This window comes from Modestobacter sp. Leaf380 (assembly GCF_001424485.1).
Classification (GTDB): Bacteria; Actinomycetota; Actinomycetes; order Mycobacteriales; family Geodermatophilaceae; genus Klenkia.
Window position 1 is genome coordinate 618,063 of sequence record NZ_LMQC01000012.1, and the last position, 22,602, is coordinate 640,664.

The following is a 22,602-nucleotide window of genomic DNA, read 5'->3' on the forward strand; positions in this document are numbered from 1 at the left end:
TCGTGCAGGCGCGTGTGCGCGGCGGGCGTCAGCCCAGCTGGCGACGCACCTCGGCGGCGACCCGGCCGCCCTCGGCGCGGCCGGCGACCTGGCCGTTGGCACGGCCCATCACCTTGCCCATGTCGCCCATCCCGGAGGCACCGGTGGCCGCGACCACCTCGGCCACGATCGCGGTGAGGTCGGCGTCGGAGAGCTGGGCCGGCAGGTACCGGGCGACGACGTCACCCTCGGCCTGCTCGCGCGCCGCCTGCTCGGTGCGGCCGGCACCGGCGAACGCCTCGGCCGCCTCGCGGCGCTTCTTGGCCTCCCGGCGCAGCACCGCCTGGACCTCGTCGTCGCTGAGCTCGCGCGCCTCCTTGCCGGAGACCTCCTCGGCGGTGACGGCGGTCAGCACCATCCGCAACGTGGCGGTGGTCAGCTCGTCACGGGCCTTCATGGCGGTGGTCAGGTCGGAACGGAGGGTCTGCTTGAGGTCGGACACGTCCTCCAGAGTCGCACGGCCCACCCCTGCGGGACGACCGACATAGGGTGACCGGATGCGCGCGATCACCGCCGTCCCCACCGCCGTCGTCGCCGCCGGTGTCGCCACCGTTGGCTACGCCGGCCTCGTCGAACGGACGCACTGGACCCTGCGGCGCTTCGACGTCCCGGTGCTGCCCCCGGGCCAGCGGCCGCTGACGGTGCTGCAGATCAGCGACGTCCACATGACCGCCGGGCAGCGCTCCAAGCAGGAGTGGATCGCCGGGCTGGCGGCCCTGGAGCCGGACCTGGTGATCACCACCGGGGACAACCTGGCCGGCCACGACGCCGTGGAGCCCACCCTGCGGGCGCTGGACCCGCTGATGGACAGGCCGGGCGCCTTCGTGCTGGCCAGCAACGACTACTTCGCGCCACGGCCGAAGAACCCGTTCAAGTACTTCTCCCCCGGCCACAAGCGGGTGCACGGGGAGTTCCTGCCCTGGGAGTCCCTCCGCGACGGCAAGACCGCCCGCGGCTGGCTCGACCTGGACAACGCCAAGGGCGAGCTCACCGTCGACGGGCGGCGCATCGCCTTCGCCGGCCTGGACGACCCGCACGTGAAGCGGGACGACTACGACGCGGTGGCGGGGCCCGCCGACCCGACCGCCGACGTCCGGATCGGGCTGGTGCACGCCCCCGAACCGCGGGTGCTGGACCGCTTCGCCGCCGACGGCTACGACCTGCTGCTGTGCGGGCACACCCACGGCGGGCAGCTGCGGGTGCCCTTCTTCGGCGCGCTGGTCACCAACTGCGGCATCGACCGGGCCCGCTGCCGCTGGCTGCACCGGTGGGCCGAGCCGACCGCCGAGCACCCGACCGGCACCTGGCTGCACGTCTCGGCGGGCCTGGGGACCAGCCCCTACGCACCGGTGCGGTTCGCCTGTCCGCCGGAGGCCACGCTGCTGACGTTGACCGCCCGCGAGGCGTGAGACCCGGGGGCCGGGGTCCCGGAGCCGTCGAGTAGGCTTGCCCAGGACCTCGGGGTGTGGCGCAGCTTGGTAGCGCGCGTCGTTCGGGACGACGAGGCCGCAGGTTCAAATCCTGTCACCCCGACCACCAGCTCAGGGCCCGCTCTCACGAGCGGGCCCTGAGTCGTTCCGGGGGCCGGGAGCGCTGCGGGGCCCTAGGGTGGCCGCCATGGCACGGCTGGACCGCCTCGACCTCTCCCGCAGTCGCGGCGGCACCGCCGTCGAGCGACTCACCGACGCCGCCGCCCGGGCACACGCCGTGGAGGACCTGGGCGCCTTCACCGCCGTGGCCGACCCGGCCACGCTCACCCCCGGGCCGCCCGGGAGCGGCGTGCTGGCCGGCATCCCGGTGGCCGTCAAGGACAACATCGACACCGCCGACCTGCCCACCAGCGGGGGCACCCCGGCGCTGCACGGCTCCCGTGCCGGCCGGGACCACCCGGCCGTGGCCCGGCTCCGCGCGGCCGGGGCGACCGTCGTGGGCAAGACGAACCTCCACGAGCTGGCGTTCGGCATCACCAGCAACAACGCCGCCTACGGCCCGGTGCGGCACCCGCTGGACCCCAGCCGCTCCCCCGGCGGGTCCAGCGGTGGGTCCGCGGTCGCCGTCGCCACCGGCGTGGTGCCGGTGGCGCTGGGCACCGACACCGGCGGCTCGGTCCGGGTCCCGGCCGCGCACTGCGGGATCGTCGGGTTCCGCCCGACCGTGGGCCGCTGGGGCAGTGGTGCGGGGGTGCCGCTGTCCTCGACCCGGGACACCGTGGGGGCGCTGGCCACCTCGGTGGCCGACGTCGTGCTGCTCGACCAGGTGGTGGCCGACCGCGCGCCCGCAGTGGTGCCCGCGGCCCGGCAGTTGCGCCTGGGGGTGCCGCTGGCCGGCTTCTTCGACGGCCTGCACCCGGAGGTGTCCGACCGGGTCGGTGAGGCCCTGGACCGGCTGTCGGACGCCGGCGTCGTGCTGGTGGAGACCGACCTGGTGGCCGGGCACGAGCTGGACGCCCGGTGCGGCTTCCCGATCGTGTTCGCCGAGGTGGTGCGCGAGCTGCCCCGCTACCTCGCCGGGCTCCCGGCCGGCCCCTCCTTCGAGGAGCTGCTGGCACAGGTGGCCTCCCCCGACGTCCGCGGGGCGCTGGAGCACGCGGTCGGCGAGCCGGTCACCGACGAGGTGCTGCGCGAGTGCCTGGCCCTGCGCGACGAGCTGCGCGAGGCCTACCGCCGGGTGCTGCAGCCCGAGGACGGCCCCGTGGACGCGCTGGTCTACCCGACGGTCCCGCTGCCCGCCCCGCCGCTGGGCGACGACGTCACCACCGACCTGGCCGGGCGCGACGTGCCGGTCTTCGCGACCACCGTGCAGAACACCGCACCCGGTTCCACGGCCGGCATGCCCGCGGTCTCGCTGCCCTGTGGGCAGACCGGTGCGGGCCTGCCGGTGGGCCTGTCGCTGGAGGGGCTGCCCGACGGGGACAGCGCCCTGCTGGCCGTGGCGCGCCGGGTGGAGCAGCTGCTGTCCTGAGCCGCCGGGTCAGGGCAGCAGGGCGGCCCGCAGCGTGAGCGCCAGCCACCCGCCGTAGCGCCGCCAGCCCCAGCCCCGGGTGACCGCGAGCCGCACCGCGACCTCCGGCGCGGTGACCGCCCACAGCACGTCGGCCGCCTCGTCCAGGTCGACCCCCGGGCGGAGCCACCCGGCCGCGGCCAGGTGCTCGGCCACCCGCCGCGTGCCGGTGGCCCGCTCGGCGTCGATGGTGGCCACCCAGGCCCGCACGGCCGGTTCGCCGGCCCCGGCCTGGGACAGCACCACCGCCGACAGCGGCGCGGCGCGCTCGGCCAGCTGCCGGCCGAGATCGGCGTAGGCGTCCAGCAGCTCGCCCGGGTCGGTCATCGCCCGCATGGCGGCGACCTGGGCCCGCTCGGCGATCGTCACCGGCTCGTCGTCGCCGGCGACGGCGCGGTCGTACACGGCCTTGAGCAGCGCGGCCTTGCCACCGACGGTGTTGTAGACCGTCTGGAGGCTGACCCCGGCGCCGTCGGCCACCGCCCGCACGGTGGTGCCCGCCCAGCCCACCGCGATGAAGGAGTCGTGCGCGGCGCCCAGCACCCGGGCCCGGGTCAGGGCCGCCTGCTGGGTCCGCAACGAGGGCTTGTCCGGCGCGGGCACGAGGGCCACACTACTCAGTGGAGTGACGCTCCAATGAGTGGAGCGTGACCACACCGACGGAGCGAGGAACCGACGCTGGACCCGACCCGCACCCTGCCCGAGAGCGCCTCGCCGGCGCTGGCCAGCATCGCCGCCATGGCCGGAGGAGACCTCGCAGACTTCCACGCCTGCGTCGCCCCCGGCGCGGTCAACCGGGAGTCGCAGGCCGAACCACCGGCGTGCCGGGTCCCCGGCCCCGAGGGCTTCCTGGCCTCGGCGCTCTGGCTGCGCGCCGCCTTCGCGGACCTGCGGTGGGAGGTCGAGGACGTGGCGGTCTCCACGGGCACCGCGGCGGTCTCCTGCCGGATGGAGGGCCGCCAGCAGGGGCCGTTCGCCGTGCACCGGGCGGACGGGTCGGTCGAGCAGGCCTTCCCGTCCCGTGGCCGGACGTTCGCGGTCGCACAGACGCACTGGTTCCGGGTGGCGGACGGTCTGGTCATCGAGCACTGGGCGGTCCGCGACGACCTCGGGCTGGCCCGGCAACTGGGCTGGGTGCCGCCGAGCCCGGTGTACCTGCTGCGCATGGCTCGCGCCCGTCGCGAGGCGCACCGGGCCGCCGTCCGCGTGTGACGTGACCGGCGCCAGCGAGCGGTTGCGTTCCGCAACGCGCACCCTGGACGCGATGTCCACCTCCCCGCACGCCGACCGATGACCGAGTGGCTGCTCCTGCTGGCCGCGGTGGTGCTCACCGTGCTCACCGGGTTCTTCGTCGCCGCCGAGTTCTCCTTCACCACCGTCGACCGCGGACAGGCCCGCGAGGCGGCCGATGAGGGACGGCGGGGTGCGGCCGGCGTCGTCGAGGCGCTCAAGGGCCTGTCCACCCAGCTGTCGGCGGCCCAGCTCGGGATCACGCTGACCACCTTGCTGGTCGGCTTCCTGGCCGAGCCGGCCATCGGCGGACTGCTCGAGGGCCCGCTGGAGTCGGTCGGGCTCTCCGGCGGCGCGGCCACCGCGGTCTCGGTGTTCCTCGGGATCGCCCTGGCCACCACGCTGCAGATGCTGCTGGGCGAGCTCGGCCCCAAGAACCTGGCGATCGCCAGCCCGCTGGCCGTGGCGGCCGCCGTCGCCCCCGGCATGCGGGCCTTCACCCGGGTCTTCGGCCTCCCGGTACGGGGGCTGCAGCGGCTGGCCAACGCCATCGTCCGGTCGCTGGGCTTCGAGCCCCGCGAGGAGCTCGACGACGCCCGCGGCGCCGGCGAGCTGGCCGCCGTCGCCCGGCGCAGCGCCGAGGAGGGCGATCTGTCCCCCACCGCCGCGCGGCTGCTGGACCGCTCGCTGGGCCTGCGCGACAAGTACGCCACCGACGTGATGACCCCGCGGACCCGGCTGGTCACCCTGCCCGACACCGCGACCGCCGCCGAGGTCATCGCCGCCGCGGTCGCCTCGGGCAACAGCCGCTTCCCGGTCTGGCACACCGACCTGGACGACGTCACCGGGCTGGTGCACGTCAAGCAGGCCGTCGCCGTCCCCGAGGCCGAGCGCGACACCCGCACCGCCGGCGAGCTGGCCCGCCCGGTGCTCGCCGTCCCCAGCGCACTGCACCTGGACCCGCTGCTGGACCTGCTGCGCGAGGAGGGCCTGCAGCTCGCCCTCGTCGTCGACGAGTGGGGCGCGACGCACGGCATCGTGACCCTGGAGGACATCGTGGAGGAGCTGGTCGGGGAGATCACCGACGAGACCGACCGGCCGCTGCGGCAGCTGCGCCGCCGCGGCGAGGACGGCTGGGAGGTCTCCGGCCTGCTGCGCCCCGACGAGGTCCGCGAGCGGACCGGCATCGCCGTCCCCGAGGGGCGGTACGAGACGGTCGCCGGGTTCCTCACCCAGCGGCTGGCCCGGCTGCCCGTACAGGGCGACACCGTGGACGTCGAGGGCCACCGGCTGACCGTGGCCGGCTTGGAGGGCCGCCGGGTGGCGCTGCTGCACGCCGACCCGCTGCCCCGCCCCGACGACGAGGACGACCTCGCCGCCCGTCAGCACGAGGTCTCCCGGGAGGTGGCGCAGGCATGAGCGACGTGCTGGCCCTGGCGGTGCTGGTGGCCCTGCTGCTGGGCAACGCGTTCTTCGTGGCCGCCGAGTTCGCCCTGGTCTCGGCCCGGGTCGACCAGATCGAACCCCGGGCCGCCGCCGGGTCGGCGCGGGCCCGGAAGACGCTGGCCGCGATGCGGAACGTGTCGCAGATGATGGCCGGCGCCCAGCTGGGCATCACGCTGTGCTCGCTGGGCCTGGGCGCGGTCGGCGAGCCCGCCGTGGCGCACCTGATCGAGGTGCCGCTGGAGGCCCTGGGCGCCCCCGAGCAGCTGCTGCACCCGATCGCGCTGGTCGTCGCGCTGTCGATCGTGACCGTGCTGCACATGGTGCTGGGCGAGATGGTGCCCAAGAACATCACCATCGCCGGCCCGGACCGCGCGGCGATCGCCCTCGGACCGCCGATGGCGAAGGTCGTCACGGTGCTCAAGCCGCTCATCTGGTTCTTCAACACCACGGCCAACGGGTTCGTCCGGCTGTTCGGGGTCACCCCCACCGACGAGGTGTCGGCCAGCTTCGACAGCACCGAGATCCGCTCGATGATCACCCAGTCGCGCAGCCAGGGGCTGCTCGGCGAGGAGGTCAGCGAGCTGGCCACCGGGGCGCTCACCTTCGAGACCCACGACGCCCGTTCGGTGCTGCTGCCCTCGGCCTCGCTGGTCACCGTGCCGCGGGACGCCACGCCGCGGGACCTGGAGGCCGTCGTCGCCGAGCACGGCTTCAGCCGCTACCCGGTGTGCGCCCCCGACGGCGGCTGGGCCGGGTACGTGCACGTCAAGGACGTGCTGGGGACGCCGGACCGGGACGCCCCCTTCCCCGACGAGGCACTGGAGCACTTCGTGGAGCTGTCGGTCGACGAGCCGCTGCCCGAGGTGCTGCAGGCGATGCGGGAGGCGGGCGTGCACCTGGGCCGGGTGGTCTCCGACGGCGAGGTGGTCGGCGTCGTCGCCCTGGAGGACGTGCTCGAGCAGCTCATCGGCGACGTCCGGGACGCCGCCGTGGACCCCCCGGTCGTCGTCGCGGGGTCCGGGGCCGGGGGACGCTGACCCGGCGGGCAGGATGAGGACGTGGACTCCCCTGCTCTGTCCCCCGAGATCACCGGCCGCTGGCAGGCCCGGTTCCGCGCGCCACGGGTGAGCCTGCCCGACTGGGCCGAGGACGCACCGCAGCGCTCGCTGTTCGCCTCCGACGTCAGCGGCGTCGTCGAGCAGTACACCTGGGACCGGGACACCGGCGCGCAGCGCCAGGTCACCGACCGGCCCAACGGCACCCTGATGGCCACCCTGAGCCCGGACGGCGAGCAGGTGTGGTGGTTCGCCGACACCGACGGCGACGAGTTCGGCGTCTGGCGCACCCAGCCCTTCACCGGCGGCGAGGACGTCGTCGCCGTCCCCGAGGTGGGCCCGGCGTACCCGGCGGGTCTGGAGATCGGGCGCACCCTGACCGCGATCGGCCGCTCGACCGACGACGGCAGCGAGCTGTGGGTCGCCCCGCACGGGGCCACCCCGCGGGTGGTCTACCGGACACCGGACACCGCCTCGGTCGACGCGCTGTCCCGCGACGAGGACCGACTGGTGCTCTCGCACTCCGAGCACGGCGACCCCCGCTACCCCGCGCTGCGGGTGCTCGACGTCGCCGCCCTGCCCGGTGAGGACTGCCAGACCGAGGCCGACAGCCCGTGGGTGGTGGCCGAGAAGTGGGACGGCGAGGGCCTGGGCCTGCACGCGCTGGGCTTCTCCCCCGTGCCCGGTGACCTCCGGCTGCTGGTGGGCCACGAGCGCCGCGGCCGCGAGGAGCTGCTGCTGTGGGACCTGGCCGACGACGCCGAGACCGAGGTGGTCCTGGACCTGCCCGGCGACGTCACCGCCGGCTGGTACCCCGACGGCTCGGCACTGCTGGTCGGGCACGACCACGCCGCGCGCAGCGAGCTGTACCGCTACGACCTGACCACCGGCACCCTGACCCAGCTGGACACCCCGCGCGGCGTCGTCCGCGGTGCCACCGCCCGCCCCGACGGCTCGGTGGAGCTGGCCTGGTCCTCCTCCGAGCGGCCCCCGGTGATCCGCCGGGCCGACGGCCCGGTCGTGCTGGCCGCCCCCGGCGACGAGCCCCCGGCCGCCTACCCGGTCGAGGACCGCTGGGTGCCCGGCCCCGGCGGCGACGTGCACGCGCTGCTGGTCCGGCCAGCCGGTGAGGGCCCCTTCGCCACCGCCTTCCTGGTGCACGGTGGCCCGGAGTCCGCCGACGACGACTCCTACCGCGCCCGGCGGGCCGCCTACGTCGACGCCGGGTACGCCGTCGTGCACGTCAACTACCGCGGGTCCTCCGGCTACGGCAGCGCCTGGCGGGACGCGCTCACCGGCCGGCCGGGCCTCACCGAGCTCGAGGACGTCGCCGCCGCCTACGACGCGCTGGTCACCGAGGGCGTCGTCGACCCGGCCCGGGCGCTGCTGTCGGGCGGGTCGTGGGGCGGCTTCCTCACCCTGCTGGGGCTGGGCACCCAGCCCGACCGGTGGGCCGCCGGCATCGCCGAGGTGCCGGTGGCGGACTACCTGGCCGCCTACGAGGACGAGATGGAGGGCCTGCGGGCCTACGACCGGGCGCTGTTCGGCGGGTCACCGGAGGAGGTCCGCGAGGTGTACGTCCGGTCCTCCCCGCTGACCTACGTCGACGCCGTCACCGCGCCGGTGCTCGTCGTCGCCGGGGCCAACGACCCGCGCTGCCCGATCCGGCAGATCGACAACTACCTCGCGGCACTCGAGGCCGGCGGCAAGGACCACGAGGTCTACCGCTTCGACGCCGGCCACGGGTCGCTGGTCATCGAGGAGACCATCCGCCAGGTCGAGGTGGCGCTGTCCTTCGCCCTGCGGCACGTCACGCCCTGAGACCCGGGGCGTGGGTCGGGGTACCCGACCCACGCCCCCGGCGCCGGCCTCAGGCCTGGGCGGCGATCAGCTCGGCGATCTGCACGGTGTTGAGGGCCGCGCCCTTGCGCAGGTTGTCGTTGGAGACGAACAGGGCCAGCCCGTTGGGGCCGTCCTGCCGGACCCGGCCGACGTAGGAGGGGTCGTTGCCCGCGGCCTGCAACGGCGTGGGGACGTCGACCAGCTCGACGCCGGGGGCGCCGGTCAGCAGCTCGCGGGCGCGCTGCACGGTGAGCTCACGCTGGAACTCCAGGTTGAGCGACAGCGAGTGGCCGGTGAAGACCGGCACGCGGACGCAGGTGCCGGAGACCCGCAGGTCCGGGATGCCGAGGATCTTGCGGGACTCGTTGCGGAGCTTCTGCTCCTCGTCGGTCTCCCACGAGCCGTCGTCGACGACGGAGCCGGCCATCGGCAGCACGTTGAACGCGATCGGCGCGACGTAGACGGCCGGGTCGGGGAAGGCGAGCGCCGACCCGTCGTAGGCCAGCCGGTCGGCGTCGGCGACGACGGCCCGGGCCTGCCCGTGCAGCTCCCGGACGCCGGCGACGCCGGACCCGGAGACGGCCTGGTAGGTCGAGGCGATGATCCGGACCAGGCCGGCCTCGTCGTGCAGGGGCTTGAGCACCGGCATCGCGGCCATGGTGGTGCAGTTCGGGTTGGCGATGATCCGGCCCTCGCCGGCCAGCGCGATGTCACCCGGGTTGACCTCGCTGCAGACCAGCGGGATGGCCGGGTCCTTGCGGAACGCCGAGCTGTTGTCGATGACCGTCACGCCGGCCGCGGCGAAGCGCGGGGCCTGGGCACGCGAGGTGGTGGCGCCGGCGGAGAACAGCGCGACGTCCAGCCCCGTGGGGTCGGCGGTCGAGGCGTCCTCGACGGTGATCTCGCCGTCGCCCCAGGGCAGGGTGGTGCCGGCCGAGCGCGCGGAGGCGAAGAACCGGATCGAGGCCAGCGGGAAGTCCCGCTCGGCCAGGATCTGCCGCATCGCGACGCCGACCTGCCCGGTCGCGCCGACGACGCCCAGGTGCAGCGGGCGGCTCATCGTCCGGTACCCCCGTAGACCACGGCCTCGACGTCGGAGCCGAGCTCGAAGGCGTCGTGCACCGCGCGGACGGCGAGGTCCACGTCGGCGTCCCGGCAGACGACGGAGATGCGGATCTCCGAGGTGCTGATCAGCTCGAGGTTGACCCCGGCGTCGGCCAGCGCACCGAAGAACTTGGCCGAGACGCCCGGGTGCGAGCGCATCCCGGCACCGACCAGCGAGACCTTGCCGATGTGCTGGTCGAAGACGACGTCGGTGAAGCCGACGGTGTTCTTCACCTTCTCCAGTGCGGCGAGCGCGGTGGGCCCGTCGCTCTTGGGCAGGGTGAAGGAGATGTCGGCGAGCTTGGTGGCCGACGTCGACACGTTCTGCACGATCATGTCGATGTTGATCTCGGCGTCGGCCAGCACGCGGAACAGCTGGGCCGCCTCGCCGGGTCGGTCCGGGACGCCGTAGACCGTGATCTTGCCTTCGCTCCGGTCGTGCGCGACGCCGGAGATGATGGCCTGTTCCACCGTGAGGTCCTCCATCGAACCGGACACCGTGGTGCCGGGGAGCTGGGAGTAGGAGCTGCGGACGTGCACCGGGATGTTGTAGCGGCGGGCGTACTCGACGCACCGCAGCATGAGGACCTTCGCCCCGCAGGCGGCGAGCTCCAGCATCTCCTCGTAGGTGACGGTGTCCAGCCGTCGGGCGTTGGGGACGATCCGCGGGTCGGCGGTGAAGACGCCGTCCACGTCGGTGTAGATCTCGCAGACGTCGGCGTGCAGCGCGGCCGCGACCGCGACCGCGGTCGTGTCCGAACCGCCGCGACCCAGCGTGGTGATGTCCTTGGTGTCCTGGCTGACGCCCTGGAACCCGGCGACGATGACGATCGAGCCCTCGTCCAGGGCCGACCGCAACCGGCCCGGCGTGACGTCGATGATCCGCGCCTTGCCGTGGCTGGACGTGGTGATCACCCCGGCCTGCGAGCCGGTGAACGACCGCGCCTGGTAGCCGTGCACGGAGATGGCGATCGCCAGCAGCGCCATCGAGATGCGCTCACCCGCGGTCAGCAGCATGTCCAGCTCGCGACCCGGCGGGTCGGGGGTGATCTGGGAGGCCTGGTCCAGCAGGTCGTCGGTCGTGTCGCCCATCGCGGACACCACCACGACGACGTCGTGGCCGGCGCGCTTGGCCTGCACGACCCGCTCGGCCACGCGCTTGACACGCTCCGCGTTGGCGACGGAGGAACCGCCGTACTTCTGAACGACCAGGGCCACGGGGCCGCAGCCTACCGTCGGCGGGCTGCGGACCAGCGCCGACGGGCTCGCGGTGGTGTGATCACCGGGTGCCCCGAGACCACGAGGACGTCGACCACTGGCTGCTGACCACCGCCGAGCGTGACAACCCGGCGACCGCCATCCCGGCCTGGACGGCCGGGAACCTGGCCGAACCGCTGGTGCACGGCGCCGCCTACTTCGACCGGCTGGTCGACGCCGTCGAGGACCTGGGCCCCGGTGACCACCTGTTCTTCACCGACTGGCGCGGCGACCCGGGGCAGAAGCTGCGACCGGACGGCCCGACCGTGGACCAGCTGTTCTCCCGGGCGGCCCGGCGCGGGGTCTGCGTCCGCGGGTTGGTCTGGCGCTCGCACTGGGACGGGCTGAGCTTCTCCAAGGAGCAGAACGCCAGCCTGGACCGCGAGCTGGAGGAGGACGGTGCGGTCGTCGTCCGGGACCAGCGGGTGCGCCGGATGGGCAGCCACCACCAGAAGCTGGTGCTCTGCCGGCACCCCGGGGACCCCTCGCGCGACGTCGCCTTCGCCGGTGGCATCGACCTGGGCAACACCCGCCGGGACGACGCCGAGCACCTCGGCGACCCCCAGCCCCAGGACATGTCCGACGCCTACGGCGACACCCCGCCCTGGCACGACGTCCAGCTGCAGCTGCGCGGGCCCGTCGTCGGCGTGCTGGACGACTGCTTCCGGGAGCGCTGGGACGACCCGACCAGCCCGGCCTCGGAGAACCCGGTGGCCTGGCTGCACGACAAGACCCTGCAGTGGCTGGGCCGCAACCAGATGGACCCCACCCCGCTCCCCGAGCAGCCGCCGGCGCCCCCGGAGTGCGGGCCGCACGTGGTGCAGACGCTGCGCACCTACCCGAAGGTCTGGCCGCCCTTCCCGTTCGCCCCGGAGGGCGAGCGGTCGATCGCCCGCGGCTACACCAAGGCGCTGACCCGGGCGCGACGGCTGGTCTACCTGGAGGACCAGTACCTGTGGTCCACCGACATCGCCGACCACCTGGCCTCCTCGCTGCGCGAGCACGAGACGTTGCAGCTGGTCGTCGTCGTGCCCCGGGTGCCCGACCAGCAGGGCGCCTTCTCCGAGCGGCCCCAGCAGCACGGCCAGGGCCAGGCGATGCAGCTGCTGCAGGAGGCGGCCCCGGGCCGGGTGCACGTGTTCGACCTGGAGAACCACGAGGGCACGCCGGTCTACGTGCACGCCAAGGTCTGCGTCGTGGACGACGTCTGGGCCGAGGTCGGCAGCGACAACATGAACCGCCGCTCCTGGACCCACGACAGCGAGCTGTCCAACGCCGTGCTGGACCCCACCCAGGACCCCCGCGAGCCCCGCGACCCGGCCGGCCTGGGCGACGGCGCCCGCACCTTCGCCCGGGACCTGCGCCTGGAACTGGCCCGGGAGCACCTGGACCGCGAGGACGACGAGGGACTGGTCGACCCCGACGAGTTCGTGGCCGCCTGCGTGGCGTCGGCCGACGCGCTGGAGGCCTGGTACGCCGGTGGGCGGGTGGGGCCGCGCCCGCCCGGCCGGATCCGACCGCACCGCCGTCCCGAGCTGACCCGGGTGGAACGTCTGTGGGCCACGCCGCTGTACCGGCTGGTGCACGACCCCGACGGCCGGCCGATCCGGCTGCGCCGGAGCCACTCCTTCTGATCGGTTGCGCGACGAAACCGCAGGCCAGAGGCTCGTTCGAGGTGCGTGAGAGGTCAACTTCCGCCACACTGGGTCAGTAGGGCCGTCCCGGTCCGCGGGTGGTGGTCCACTGCGACAGGAGCTGGTGTGCGCCGACGTCACCGCGTCCCCGGCCGCCGCCGGTGAGCCTGGTCGTCGCGCTCGGCGTCCTCCTCGGGCTCGCCCTGCTGGCACCGCTGCTGGTCCGTGTCCTGGGCCGCAACGCCGGGTACGCGCTCGCCGCCGGCTTCCTCGCGGTCGCCGCGCTGCTGGTCTCCTCCGCGCCCACCGTCCTGGCAGATCGCACGGTCGACTGGGAGGCCGGGTGGATCCCCTCGCTGGGGGTCTCGCTCGCGCTGCGCCTGGACGGCGTCTCCCTGGTCTTCAGCCTGGTCGCCCTCGTCGTCGGTGCGCTGGTGATGGCCTACTGCACCCGCTACGTCAGCGAGGCCGTCGCCCGCGGCCCGGTCTACCCGCTGCTGGCCCTCTTCGCCGCCGCGATGGTCGGTCTGGTGCTGGCCGACGACCTGGTGCTGCTCTACGTGTTCTGGGAGGTCACCACCCTCTGCTCGTTCGCGCTGGTGTCGACCGCGGGCGCTGCGGCGGCGCGGCCCGGCAGGCAGGCGCTGGTGGTCACCGTGGCGGGCGGGCTGGCACTGCTGGTCGCCGTCGTCCTCCTGACCCTGGCCACCGGCACCACCCGCTTGTCCGCGGTGCTCGCCGCCCCCGAGGTGGTGCTGGACAGCCCCTACGCCGTCCCGATCGCGGCGTGCGTCGCACTGGCCGCCTTCACCAAGAGCGCCCAGTTCCCCTTCCAGTCCTGGCTGCCCGGCGCGATGGTCGCGATGACGCCGGTGAGCGCCTACCTGCACGCCGCGACCATGGTGAAGGCCGGCATCTACCTGCTGATCCGGGTCAGCCCGCTCTTCGCCGACCAGACCGCCTGGTCGGCCGCGCTGATCTCGGTCGGGCTGACGACGGCCCTGCTGGGTGCGGTCCAGGCACTGCGCGAGCACGACCTCAAGGGCATGCTGGCCCGCTCCACGGTCAGCCAGCTCGGCCTGCTGGTCGCCGTCATCGGCGTGGGGACGTCGACCGCGCTGGCCGCGGCGCTGCTGCACACGGTGGCGCACGCCCTGTTCAAGGCCACCCTCTTCATGCTGGTCGGGATCGTCGACCACGAGACCGGCAGCCGGGACATCCGTGAGCTCTCCGGGCTGCGCCGGGTCATGCCGTGGACGGCGGCCGCCACCGGGATCGCCGCGCTGTCGATGGCCGGGGTGCCCCCGATGCTCGGGTTCGTCAGCAAGGAGTACCTCTTCATGGGGCTGCTCTCCGCCGACGTCACGCCCTGGGCCGGGCCGGTCGCGGGCGCCCTGGCGGTCACCGCCTCCGCGCTGACGTTCGCCTACGGGGCGCGCATCGTCCACGGTGCGTTCGGCGGCCCGGTCGCTCAGCCCGACCTCTACGACCCGCGGCCCTCCTTCCTGGCCCCGGCCGTCGTGGCCGCTGCGGCCGGGGTGCTGCTGGGCCCCACGGTGTCGCTGCTGGACCCGGTGATCGACTCGGCCACCACCGACGCGCTGCCCGGCTCCACCCCGCCCTCGGTCTACGCCTGGCACGGGCTGAGCCCCGAGCTCGCGATGTCGGTGGTCACGGTGGTCCTGGGGCTGCTGCTATTCTGGCAGCGCGACCGGGTGGACGACGCCCTGCAACGCCTCCGGCTGCCTGACGGCCGGGGCCTGTTCGACCGCGCCCACGCCGGACTGCTCGCCGTGGGCGGCCGGGTGGGCGCCCTCGACCGGGCCGGCTCGCTGGCCGCGCACCTGGCCCGCCCGCTGCTGGCCGTCGTCGCGCTGGGAGCCGCCGGAACCGTCCTCCTCGGGCCGCTCGCCCCGGCCGGGGACGCCGGCGACCCCGGACGCTGGCTGGTGGCCGGGCTGCTGGCGGTCTCGGTGGTGGGGATGGCCCTCGCCCGGCGGACTCTCGCGCTGGTGGCCCTGGTCGGGGTGGCCGGGCTCCTCGTGGCGCTGTGGCTGCTGCTCTCCGGTGCCCTCGACGTGGCGATCACGCTGCTGCTGGTCGAGGTGCTCACCGCCGTCGTGCTGGTGCTGGTGCTGCGCGGGCGCCCGGTTCGGCTGCCCGACCCCGGCCCGCGCTGGCTGCCCACCGCCGTGCTGGCCCTCGCCGTCGGGCTGGTCGCGGCCGGCGCCACCGCGGCCCTGACCGGGCGGCGGGGGCTGTCGGACGCCGGTGCGTTCTACCTGGACCGGGCGCAGGAGCTGACCGGCGGCACCAACGTGGTGAACACCGTGCTGGTCGACTTCCGCGGGCTGGACACCCTGCTGGAGTCCGTCGTGGTCGGGGTGGCAGCCCTGGGCCTGCTGCTGCTGGGCACCACCGCCACCACCCGCACCGCCCGCGGGGACACCGACGACGTCCTGCTGCGGGTCGGCACCCGGGTGCTCGCCCCCGGGATGCTGGCCCTGTCGGCTTGGTTGCTGTGGCGCGGGCACGACGAGCCCGGCGGTGGCTTCATCGCCGCCCTGGTGGCCGGCATCGCCGTCGCCCTGCGGCACCTGGCGACCGGCGTCGTCCCGAGCAGCCGGTGGCTGCGACCGCGGGTGCTGGTCGGCGCCGGTGCGGTGCTGGCTGTGGGCACCGGACTGGTCCCGCTGCTGGCCGGGGACGCCCTGCTCACCCCCTTCGACACCCCGGTGGGGATCAGTTCCGCCCTGCTCTTCGACGTCGGCGTCTGGCTGATGGTGCTGGCCCTGGTGGTCGCCGTCGTGCAGTCGCTGGGGTCCCACCCCCGAGCCGAGACCGAGACCGTGGAGGCCCCCGTGTCCGCTGAGCGGAGCGCCGCGTGAGCCCCGCGGTCGTCGTCGGCGTGCTCGTCGCCGGTGGGGTCTTCCTGCTGCTGCAGCGCGGCCTGCTGCGGGTCGTCCTGGGGTTCGTGCTGCTCGGTCACGCGATGGTCGTGCTCGTCCTGGCCGCCGGCGGGGACCGGGGCGGCTTCGCGCTGCCCGGCAACGGGGCCGGCGAGCCCGCCGACCCGCTCCCCCAGGCCTTCGTGCTCACCGCGGTGGTCATCGCCTTCGCCGTCACCGTCTACCTGCTCGGCCTGCTGCGAGCCGGGTCCGGAGACCTCGGCGACGACGACGCCCGGGGTCCCTCGTGAGCGCGCTGCTCGTCGCCCCGGTCGCCCTGCCGCTGGTCGCGGCCGCTGTCCTGCTGCTGCTCCCCCGCTCGGCCGCGCTGGGCCGGGTGGTGGGCATCGGGAGCACCGCGCTGGTCGTCGTCGCCGCGGCCGTCCTGCTGGTCCGCACCCTCACCGGCGAGGTGCCGGTCGTACAGGTCGGCGGCTGGCCCGCCGGCATCGCCGTCGTGCTGGCACTGGACGCGTTCGGCGCGCTGGTGCTGCTGCTCACCGCGGCGGTCACCCTGCTCGGGCTGGTCTACGCCATCGGGACCGGGGAGGACCGCGAACACACCTTCACCCCGCTGGTGCTGGTGATGAGCGCCGGGGTCTCCGGCGCGCTGTCCACCGCCGACCTGTTCAACCTCTTCGTCTTCGTCGAGGTCGTCCTGATCCCCAGTTACGTGCTGCTCGGGCTCGCCGGTCGGCGCCAGCGGGTCGCCGGCGCCCGGCTCTACGTGAGCATCAACCTGCTGGCCTCCACCCTCTTCCTGGGCGGCATCGGGCTGCTCTACGGCGTCACCGGCACCGTGCAGCTGGGCGAGCTGGCCGGGGTCGCGGCCGGCAGCGTGCCCGCAGCGCTGGCCGCGAGCGTGGTGCTGCTGGCGATGGCGGTCAAGTCCGCCGTCGTCCCGCTGCACAGCTGGCTGCCCGGCTCGTACTCCGTCGCCGGGCCCGCCGTCACCGTGCTGTTCTCCGGGCTGCTCACCAAGGTCGGGCTCTACGCCCTCTTCCGGCTCTACTCGGTGCTCTTCGACGGTGACCCGCGCTTCCTGTGGGTGCTGCCGGCCGTCGCCGTGCTGACCATGGTCGTGGGCGTGCTGTCCGCGGTCGGCTCCAGCGCGGTGCGCCCGGTGCTCACCTCGCACATGGTCAGCCAGATCGGCTACGTGCTGGTCGGGCTCGGGCTGTCGACCGCCGCCGGACTCGCTGCGGCCACGTTCTTCCTGGTCCAGTACGTACTGGTCAAGGCCGCGCTGTTCATGGTCGGTGGCGCCGTCGAGGTGCGGTACGGCACAGACGTGCTCGACCAGCTCGGCGGCGGCCTGGTGCACCGCGAGCGCTGGCTGGCCGTCGCCTTCGCCGGCTCCGCCCTGGCGCTGGTCGGCATCCCCCCGACGTCGGGCTTCGTGGCCAAGCTCCAGCTCGCCTCGGCCGCGGCCGCCGACGGACCCTGGTGGGTGCTGCTGGCCGTCGTCGCGGTGAGCCTGGTGACGCTGGTGTCGATGCTGAAACTGTGGAACGGCGTCTTCTGGGGCTCGCCCGACGGTGCTCCCGAGCGCGAGACGGGTGGGTCGGTCGCCGTCGCCACCCGGACGGCGAGCTGGACGCTGGTCGGCCCGCCGCTGCTGCTGGCCGGTGCAGCGCTCGTGCTCGGCATCTGGGCCGAGCCGCTGCTGGCCGCGGCGACCGTCGCCGGTGAGCAGCTGGCCGACCCCACGGCCTGGGTCTCGGCGGTGACCGGACGATGAGGCTGTGGCACGTGGCGTCCTTCGTCGCCGTGTACCTGGGTCGGTTCCTGACCGCGAACGTCCGGGTCGCCGGGCAGGTGCTCCGGCCCCGCCTGACCCTGGAGCCGGTGGTCGTGGACCACCGGCTGCGCTGCCGCACCGACGCCGAGGTGGCCTCGTTCGTCGCCCTGGTCGGACTCACCCCCGGCTCGCTGGTCGTCGACCGGCGGGACGGCGTCCTCACCGTGCACGCGATGCACGCCACCGACCCCGCGGACGAGCTCGCCTCGCTGCGCGACCTGGAGGACCGGATGCTCACCGCCTGGCGCGGGACGGGAGGCGACGCGTGATCGCCCAGGACCTGGTGCTCGACGGCGCGCTGGTGCTGCTGGCGCTGTGCCTGCTGGTGGCCGCGGTTCGGGCCGTCGTCGGGCCGACCGACGCCGACCGGGTGCTCGCCGTGGACTTCGGGTTCCTGGTCACCCTGTGCGCGGTGGCCCTGCTCGCCGTCCGGCTGCAGACCCCGGCACTGCTGGACCTGGTGCTGATCGGCACGCTGGTCGGCTTCCTGGCCACCGTGGCGCTGGCCCGGCTCGTGGTCGGACGGTCCCGATGAGCGTGCAGACCGTGCTCGGTGACGTCCTGCTGCTGACCGGCGTGCTGCTGATGCTGGTCGCCGGCATCGGCCTCGTCCGCTTGCCCGACCTCTACAACCGCACCAACGCCGTCGCGAAGGCCGGCGGGCTGGGCCTGGTCATGGTGCTGCTCGGCGTGGTCGTGCTGGACCCCGGTCCAGCCGCAGTGGTCGTACTGCTGCTGTCGATCGCGCTGCAGCTGTTCACCGTGCCCATCGCCGGTTTCGAGATCGGCCAGGCGGCGCGGCTGTCCGGTGCCCCCTTCGCCCCGGGCACCCGGGTCTCAGCCGACCGTGCGGGCCTCCCGGACGGCGAACCCGGCAGCACCGACGACGGTGACCGGTAGGCAGAACCAGAGCAGCACGAGGCTGAACGGGCCGACCGCGTCGTGGTCGGCGGAGTCCAGCACCAGGTAGGCGGTGTAGGCCACGAACCAGGCCAGCAGCACCGCCCCCTCGGACCGGCTGACGCGCGACCCGGTGTAGAGCACCACGGCCAGCGCGAGAGTCGCCGCGATCATCACCGGGACGTCGAAGCGCACGGCCGCCGGGTCGACCGCGATCCCCCCGGGCACCAGCAACGCCGGGACGCCCAGCACGAGGCCGAGGTTGGCCACGTTGCTGCCCACGACGTTGCCGACCGCCAGCTGGGTGTCGCCCTTGAGCGCGGCCACCACCGCAGTGGTGATCTCGGGCATCGCCGTGCCGATCGCCACGACGGTCAACCCGATCACCAGGTCGCTGAGGCCGAGCGAGGCGGCGATCTCGCTGGCGCTGTCGACCAGCCAGCGGGCACCGAGCACCAGCAGCCCGACGCCGACCAGCACCGAGACGCCGTCCCGCAGCGGCCGACGGGGAGCCTCCTCCGTCGTCGCCGCCCCACTGTCCGCCCGCCGTCCCCGGACCACCGACAGCGCCAGGTAGCCGACCAGTCCGACCACCAGCAGGGCGCCGTCCAGGCGGCCCAGCTCGTCGTCCAGACCCAGCACGAGCAGCAGGACCGCCAGGCCCAGGGCGACCGGCAGGTCGAAGCGCAGCAGCGTCCGCGCCCCGGACTGCGGGCGGATCAGGGCGGCGACCGCCAGCACCAGCAGGATGTTGACGGTGTTGCTGCCCACCGCGTTGCCGACCGCCAGGCCGGGCGACCCCGACAGCGTCGCGTCGACGGACACCGCGAGCTCCGGGGCCGACGTGGCCGTCGCCACCAGGGTCGCGCCGACGACCAGCGGGGAGACCCCCAGCGCCCGACCCAGCCCACTCGCCCCACGGACCAGCAGCTCACCGCCCGCCACCAGCAGGACCAGGCCCGCGACCAGCAGGAAGACCGTCACACCGGTGATCCTCACATCCCGCGGCGCCGACGCTGCTACCGTGTCCGACGTGCGCGGCAGCCTCCTCCTTACGTGCCGCGGCGAGGCCCTCTCCTAGGTCGGCTCCCTCGCCGCGGTGATCGCGCGTGTCTCCACCGCGCTGCCGGACCACACACCACGGCACACCCGGAGAGCAGACCCATGAGCACCCACCCGCACACCCGCAACACCCAGCAGCCCTCGCCGATGCCGATCGGCAAGTACGCGCCGTTCACCGGCGTCGAGCTGCCCGACCGCACCTGGCCGGCCGCGACCACCACCGCCGCGCCCCGCTGGTGCGCCGTCGACCTGCGCGACGGCAACCAGGCGCTGATCGACCCGATGACCCCCGACCGCAAGCGGCGCATGTTCGAGCTGCTGGTCGGGATGGGTTACAAGGAGATCGAGGTCGGGTTCCCGGCCGCCAGCCAGACCGACTTCGACTTCGTCCGGCAGCTGATCGACGAGGGGCTGATCCCCGACGACGTCACCATCCAGGTGCTGACCCAGGCCCGCGACGAGCTGATCGAGCGGACCTTCGAGTCCCTGGTCGGCGCCAAGCAGGCGATCGTGCACCTCTACAACTCGACCTCCACGCTGCAGCGCCGGGTCGTGTTCAACAGCGACAAGGCCGGCATCGTCGACATCGCCGTCCACGGCGCCCGACTGGTCCGCAAGCTGGCCGAGGGCATGCCCGAGACCGAGATCCGCTACGAGTACTCCCCCGAGTCCTTCACCGGGACCGAGCTGGAGTTCGCCGTCGAGATCTGCGACGCCGTCACCGACGTCTGGGAGCCCACCCCGGACAACCCGACGATCCTCAACCTGCCGGCGACCGTCGAGATGGCCGAGCCGACCGTCTACGCCGACCAGATCGAGTGGATGCACCGCCACCTGGGCCGCCGGGACTCCGTCGTGCTCTCCCTGCACCCGCACAACGACCGCGGCACCGCCGTCGCCGCCGCCGAGCTGGGCTACCGGGCCGGCGCCGACCGCATCGAGGGCTGCCTGTTCGGCAACGGCGAGCGCACCGGCAACGTCGACCTGGTGACCCTGGGCCTGAACCTGTTCAGCCAGGGCATCGACCCGCAGATCGACTTCTCCGACATCGACGAGATCCGCCGCACCGTCGAGTACTGCAACCAGATCGGCGTGCACGAGCGGCACCCCTACGGCGGCGACCTGGTCTACACCGCGTTCTCCGGCTCCCACCAGGACGCCATCAACAAGGGCTTCGCGGTCATGCGGGCCGACGCCGCGGCCGCCGGGGTCGGCGTCGACGACATCCCGTGGGCCGTGCCGTACCTGCCGATCGACCCCAAGGACGTCGGCCGCAGCTACGAGGCCGTGATCCGGGTGAACAGCCAGTCCGGCAAGGGCGGCGTCGCCTACATCATGAAGACCGAGAACCAGCTGGACCTGCCCCGCCGGCTGCAGATCGAGTTCTCCGCCGTCGTCCAGCGGCACACCGAGGACGAGGGCGGCGAGGTCACCGCCGAGCAGATGTGGGCGGCGTTCTCCTCCGAGTACCTGCCCGACGCGCACGCGCCCTGGGGTCGGCTGTCCCTCGCCGGGCACCGGCACGTCGCCGGTGGTGGCGGCCCCGACGAGATGACCGTCGAGCTCGTCGACGACGGCGTCCCGGTCACCCTGACCGGCCGCGGCAACGGCCCCATCGCCGCCTTCGTCGACGCCCTGCACGGCATCGACGTCGACGTCCGGGTGCTGGACTACGCCGAGCACGCGCTGTCCTCCGGCGGCGACGCCCGTGCAGCCGCCTACGTCGAGTGCGCCGTCGGGGAGCGGGTGCTCTGGGGCGTGGGCATCGACCCCAACATCGTCAGCGCCTCCCTCCGCGCGGTGGTCAGCGCCGTCAACCGCGCCCTGCGCTGAGGTAGGACCGCTCGGTCCGGCGCACCCCGTCCGCCGCCGTCCCTGCTGGGTGGCTCAGCCGTCCAGCTGGGGGTCGACCACCCATCGACGGTGGCTCATCACCCGGCTGGGCGGCTGAGCCGGGTGGTTGAGGAGTCCGGTGGGTGATGAGCGCGGTGGGTTGCACATGCTCGGCGGTGGGGCAGGTCGACGTCCACATCAGGCCTGTCCGTCCACAGCCGCAGTGTTCGTGCTCCGGTGTCCGCTCGGCGCGGTGATGCTCCCGGGGTGACCGCAACCCTGCCGCTGGCATCGTGGACGGACCTCCTGATCAGCCGCAGCCGCGCCCTCGCCGACGGGTGGACGGACGAGGAGATCCGGGCTCGGCTGGCGGGCAGGCACTGGACCGCCTTGCGCCGCGGGCAGTACTGCTCGACAGCCGAGCTGGAAGCCAGCACCGCGGGCCGCCGGCTGCACCTGGAGCTGCTGGCCCTCCTCCGGCGACTACACCGCCCCGAGACGGTCGCCAGCGGTCGGACGGCGGCGTTGCTGCACGGACTCCTCGTCCCCGACGAGGGTGCACCGGTCCTCCAGCTGACCGACCCGCACCGCTGGCGGGACGGACGGGGCTACCGCATCCACCGGGCCGAACTGCCTCCTGCCGAGGTCACCGCGCTGGGTCCGTTCCCGGTCACCACGGTCGCCCGCACGCTGGTGGACTGCGCCCGACGCTGGCCGGTCCTCGACGCGGTCGCCGCACTGGACGACGCGTTGCTCCGGGGACTGGTGACTGCGGACGGTCTCGAAGCGGTGCTCGTCCGCGAGCCCACCATCAAGGGCCTGCCTGCTGCCCGTCGGGCCGTCGCCCTCTCCGACGGTCGCGCCGAGTCGTGGCTGGAGACCGCGTGGCGCGTGCGCCACACGGGCGCACGGCTCCCCGCACCGCAGCTGCAGGTGGAGATCCGGGTGGCCGGCTCGCTCCTGAAGGTGGTGGACGGCTACCTGCCCGAGCAGGCCATCGCCATCGAGTGCGACGGCCGCGTCAAGATGACCGATCCCTACCGCGGTCGGGCCCCCTCCACCGTCCTGTGGGAGGAGAAGCGAGCCGAGGACGCGGTGCGTGCCCTGGGGATCCGCGTCATCCGGCTGGCGTCCTCCGACGTGCACCGGGACTGGGCGCAGACGGCGCATCGGATCGCGACCATGGTGGCAGCCCCGGTCCCGGTCCTCCTGCCCTTCGAGACCCACCCGCGCACGGTCGGCCGTGTCCGGCCCGGGACGCAGAGATGGGCCGCCTACCGGGGGGATGAGCCACCGTAGACAGCGGCTGAGCCACCAGCTGGGCGGCTGAGCCACCCAGCGGAGGCGGCTGAGCCACCAGCTGGGCGGCTGAGCCACCCAGCGGAGGCGGCTGAGCCACCAGCTGGGCGGCTGAGCCACCCAGCGGGACCGGGCGCGGAGCCGCGACACCG

The 22,602-nt window shown here is 74.2% G+C and carries 20 protein-coding genes and 1 tRNA gene; 16 read left to right on the forward strand and 5 right to left on the reverse strand.

What is annotated here, in order from left to right; genetic code table 11:
• Positions 1-28: 28 nt before the first annotated feature.
• The gene (locus ASG41_RS11075) at positions 29-481 is read right to left on the reverse strand and encodes a GatB/YqeY domain-containing protein (protein ID WP_056293930.1); all 453 of its coding nucleotides are present in this window, start codon (positions 479-481) and stop codon (positions 29-31) included.
• Between the two features lie 55 nt (positions 482-536).
• Between ASG41_RS11075 and ASG41_RS11080 the strand changes: the two genes are divergently transcribed.
• The 3 genes from ASG41_RS11080 to ASG41_RS11090 all read left to right on the forward strand — a co-directional run bounded on the left by ASG41_RS11080 (position 537) and on the right by ASG41_RS11090 (position 3,000).
• On the forward strand, positions 537-1,448 hold the full coding sequence (locus tag ASG41_RS11080; RefSeq protein WP_056293934.1) for a metallophosphoesterase: 912 nt from the start codon (positions 537-539) through the stop codon (positions 1,446-1,448).
• A gap of 50 nt (positions 1,449-1,498) precedes the next feature.
• A tRNA-Pro gene (locus tag ASG41_RS11085) sits at positions 1,499-1,575 on the forward strand.
• Between the two features lie 81 nt (positions 1,576-1,656).
• Complete coding sequence (locus ASG41_RS11090) at positions 1,657-3,000, forward strand: amidase family protein (RefSeq protein ID WP_056294890.1); 1,344 nt, start codon at positions 1,657-1,659, stop codon at positions 2,998-3,000.
• A 9-nt stretch (positions 3,001-3,009) separates the two neighbouring features.
• On the opposite strand, the gene ASG41_RS23975 is transcribed toward ASG41_RS11090, so the two are convergent.
• Complete coding sequence (locus tag ASG41_RS23975; RefSeq protein ID WP_162245552.1) at positions 3,010-3,642, reverse strand: TetR/AcrR family transcriptional regulator; 633 nt, start codon at positions 3,640-3,642, stop codon at positions 3,010-3,012.
• Between the two features lie 135 nt (positions 3,643-3,777).
• Between ASG41_RS23975 and ASG41_RS23980 the strand changes: the two genes are divergently transcribed.
• The 4 genes from ASG41_RS23980 (at position 3,778) to ASG41_RS11115 (ending at position 8,591) form a co-directional block, all read left to right on the forward strand.
• The gene (locus ASG41_RS23980) at positions 3,778-4,251 is read left to right on the forward strand and encodes an ester cyclase (RefSeq protein ID WP_082556790.1); all 474 of its coding nucleotides are present in this window, start codon (positions 3,778-3,780) and stop codon (positions 4,249-4,251) included.
• Between the two features lie 78 nt (positions 4,252-4,329).
• Positions 4,330-5,688 (forward strand): hemolysin family protein, encoded by a 1,359-nt coding sequence (locus ASG41_RS11105; protein WP_056293948.1) that lies wholly within the window; start codon positions 4,330-4,332, stop codon positions 5,686-5,688.
• Positions 5,685-6,752 carry a hemolysin family protein gene (locus ASG41_RS11110; protein WP_056293950.1) on the forward strand — a complete coding sequence of 356 codons (1,068 nt, stop codon included), beginning with the start codon at positions 5,685-5,687 and terminating at the stop codon, positions 6,750-6,752. The genes ASG41_RS11105 and ASG41_RS11110 overlap by 4 nt, the downstream gene beginning before the upstream one ends.
• A gap of 21 nt (positions 6,753-6,773) precedes the next feature.
• Entirely contained in the window at positions 6,774-8,591 is a 1,818-nt protein-coding gene (locus tag ASG41_RS11115; RefSeq protein ID WP_056293953.1) for a prolyl oligopeptidase family serine peptidase, read from the forward strand.
• Positions 8,592-8,640: 49 nt separating this feature from the next.
• On the opposite strand, the gene ASG41_RS11120 is transcribed toward ASG41_RS11115, so the two are convergent.
• Both ASG41_RS11120 and ASG41_RS11125 read right to left on the reverse strand, forming a co-directional pair.
• Positions 8,641-9,672, reverse strand: coding sequence for an aspartate-semialdehyde dehydrogenase (locus ASG41_RS11120; protein WP_056293956.1), 1,032 nt, complete (start codon positions 9,670-9,672; stop codon positions 8,641-8,643).
• Positions 9,669-10,934 (reverse strand): aspartate kinase, encoded by a 1,266-nt coding sequence (locus tag ASG41_RS11125; RefSeq protein WP_056293959.1) that lies wholly within the window; start codon positions 10,932-10,934, stop codon positions 9,669-9,671. The genes ASG41_RS11120 and ASG41_RS11125 overlap by 4 nt, the downstream gene beginning before the upstream one ends.
• 68 nt (positions 10,935-11,002) lie before the next feature.
• On the opposite strand from ASG41_RS11125, the gene ASG41_RS11130 reads away from it, so the two are divergent.
• The 7 genes from ASG41_RS11130 to ASG41_RS11160 all read left to right on the forward strand — a co-directional run bounded on the left by ASG41_RS11130 (position 11,003) and on the right by ASG41_RS11160 (position 18,256).
• Positions 11,003-12,607, forward strand: coding sequence for a phospholipase D-like domain-containing protein (locus tag ASG41_RS11130; RefSeq protein WP_056293962.1), 1,605 nt, complete (start codon positions 11,003-11,005; stop codon positions 12,605-12,607).
• Positions 12,608-12,768: 161 nt separating this feature from the next.
• On the forward strand, positions 12,769-15,495 hold the full coding sequence (gene mbhE, locus ASG41_RS11135) for a hydrogen gas-evolving membrane-bound hydrogenase subunit E (protein WP_056293965.1): 2,727 nt from the start codon (positions 12,769-12,771) through the stop codon (positions 15,493-15,495).
• A complete protein-coding gene (locus ASG41_RS11140) occupies positions 15,492-15,806 on the forward strand; it encodes a sodium:proton antiporter (protein WP_056293968.1) in 315 nt (104 codons plus the stop codon). The genes mbhE and ASG41_RS11140 overlap by 4 nt, the downstream gene beginning before the upstream one ends.
• Positions 15,803-17,296 (forward strand): proton-conducting transporter membrane subunit, encoded by a 1,494-nt coding sequence (locus tag ASG41_RS11145; RefSeq protein ID WP_056293971.1) that lies wholly within the window; start codon positions 15,803-15,805, stop codon positions 17,294-17,296. Before ASG41_RS11140 ends, ASG41_RS11145 begins: the two co-directional genes overlap by 4 nt.
• Positions 17,293-17,625 (forward strand): Na+/H+ antiporter subunit E, encoded by a 333-nt coding sequence (locus ASG41_RS11150; protein WP_082556791.1) that lies wholly within the window; start codon positions 17,293-17,295, stop codon positions 17,623-17,625. The genes ASG41_RS11145 and ASG41_RS11150 overlap by 4 nt, the downstream gene beginning before the upstream one ends.
• Positions 17,622-17,891, forward strand: coding sequence for a monovalent cation/H+ antiporter complex subunit F (locus tag ASG41_RS11155; protein ID WP_235564728.1), 270 nt, complete (start codon positions 17,622-17,624; stop codon positions 17,889-17,891). The genes ASG41_RS11150 and ASG41_RS11155 overlap by 4 nt, the downstream gene beginning before the upstream one ends.
• Positions 17,888-18,256, forward strand: coding sequence for a monovalent cation/H(+) antiporter subunit G (locus tag ASG41_RS11160; protein ID WP_082556792.1), 369 nt, complete (start codon positions 17,888-17,890; stop codon positions 18,254-18,256). Before ASG41_RS11155 ends, ASG41_RS11160 begins: the two co-directional genes overlap by 4 nt.
• On the opposite strand, the gene ASG41_RS11165 is transcribed toward ASG41_RS11160, so the two are convergent.
• Entirely contained in the window at positions 18,194-19,240 is a 1,047-nt protein-coding gene (locus tag ASG41_RS11165) for a calcium/sodium antiporter (RefSeq protein ID WP_056293976.1), read from the reverse strand. The two genes, ASG41_RS11160 and ASG41_RS11165, sit on opposite strands and share 63 nt — an antisense overlap.
• Positions 19,241-19,420: 180 nt before the next feature.
• On the opposite strand from ASG41_RS11165, the gene leuA reads away from it, so the two are divergent.
• Entirely contained in the window at positions 19,421-21,151 is a 1,731-nt protein-coding gene (gene leuA, locus ASG41_RS11170) for a 2-isopropylmalate synthase (RefSeq protein ID WP_056293980.1), read from the forward strand.
• Positions 21,152-21,418: 267 nt separating this feature from the next.
• Positions 21,419-22,450 (forward strand): hypothetical protein, encoded by a 1,032-nt coding sequence (locus ASG41_RS11175; RefSeq protein ID WP_056293983.1) that lies wholly within the window; start codon positions 21,419-21,421, stop codon positions 22,448-22,450.
• Positions 22,451-22,602 lie beyond the last annotated feature (152 nt).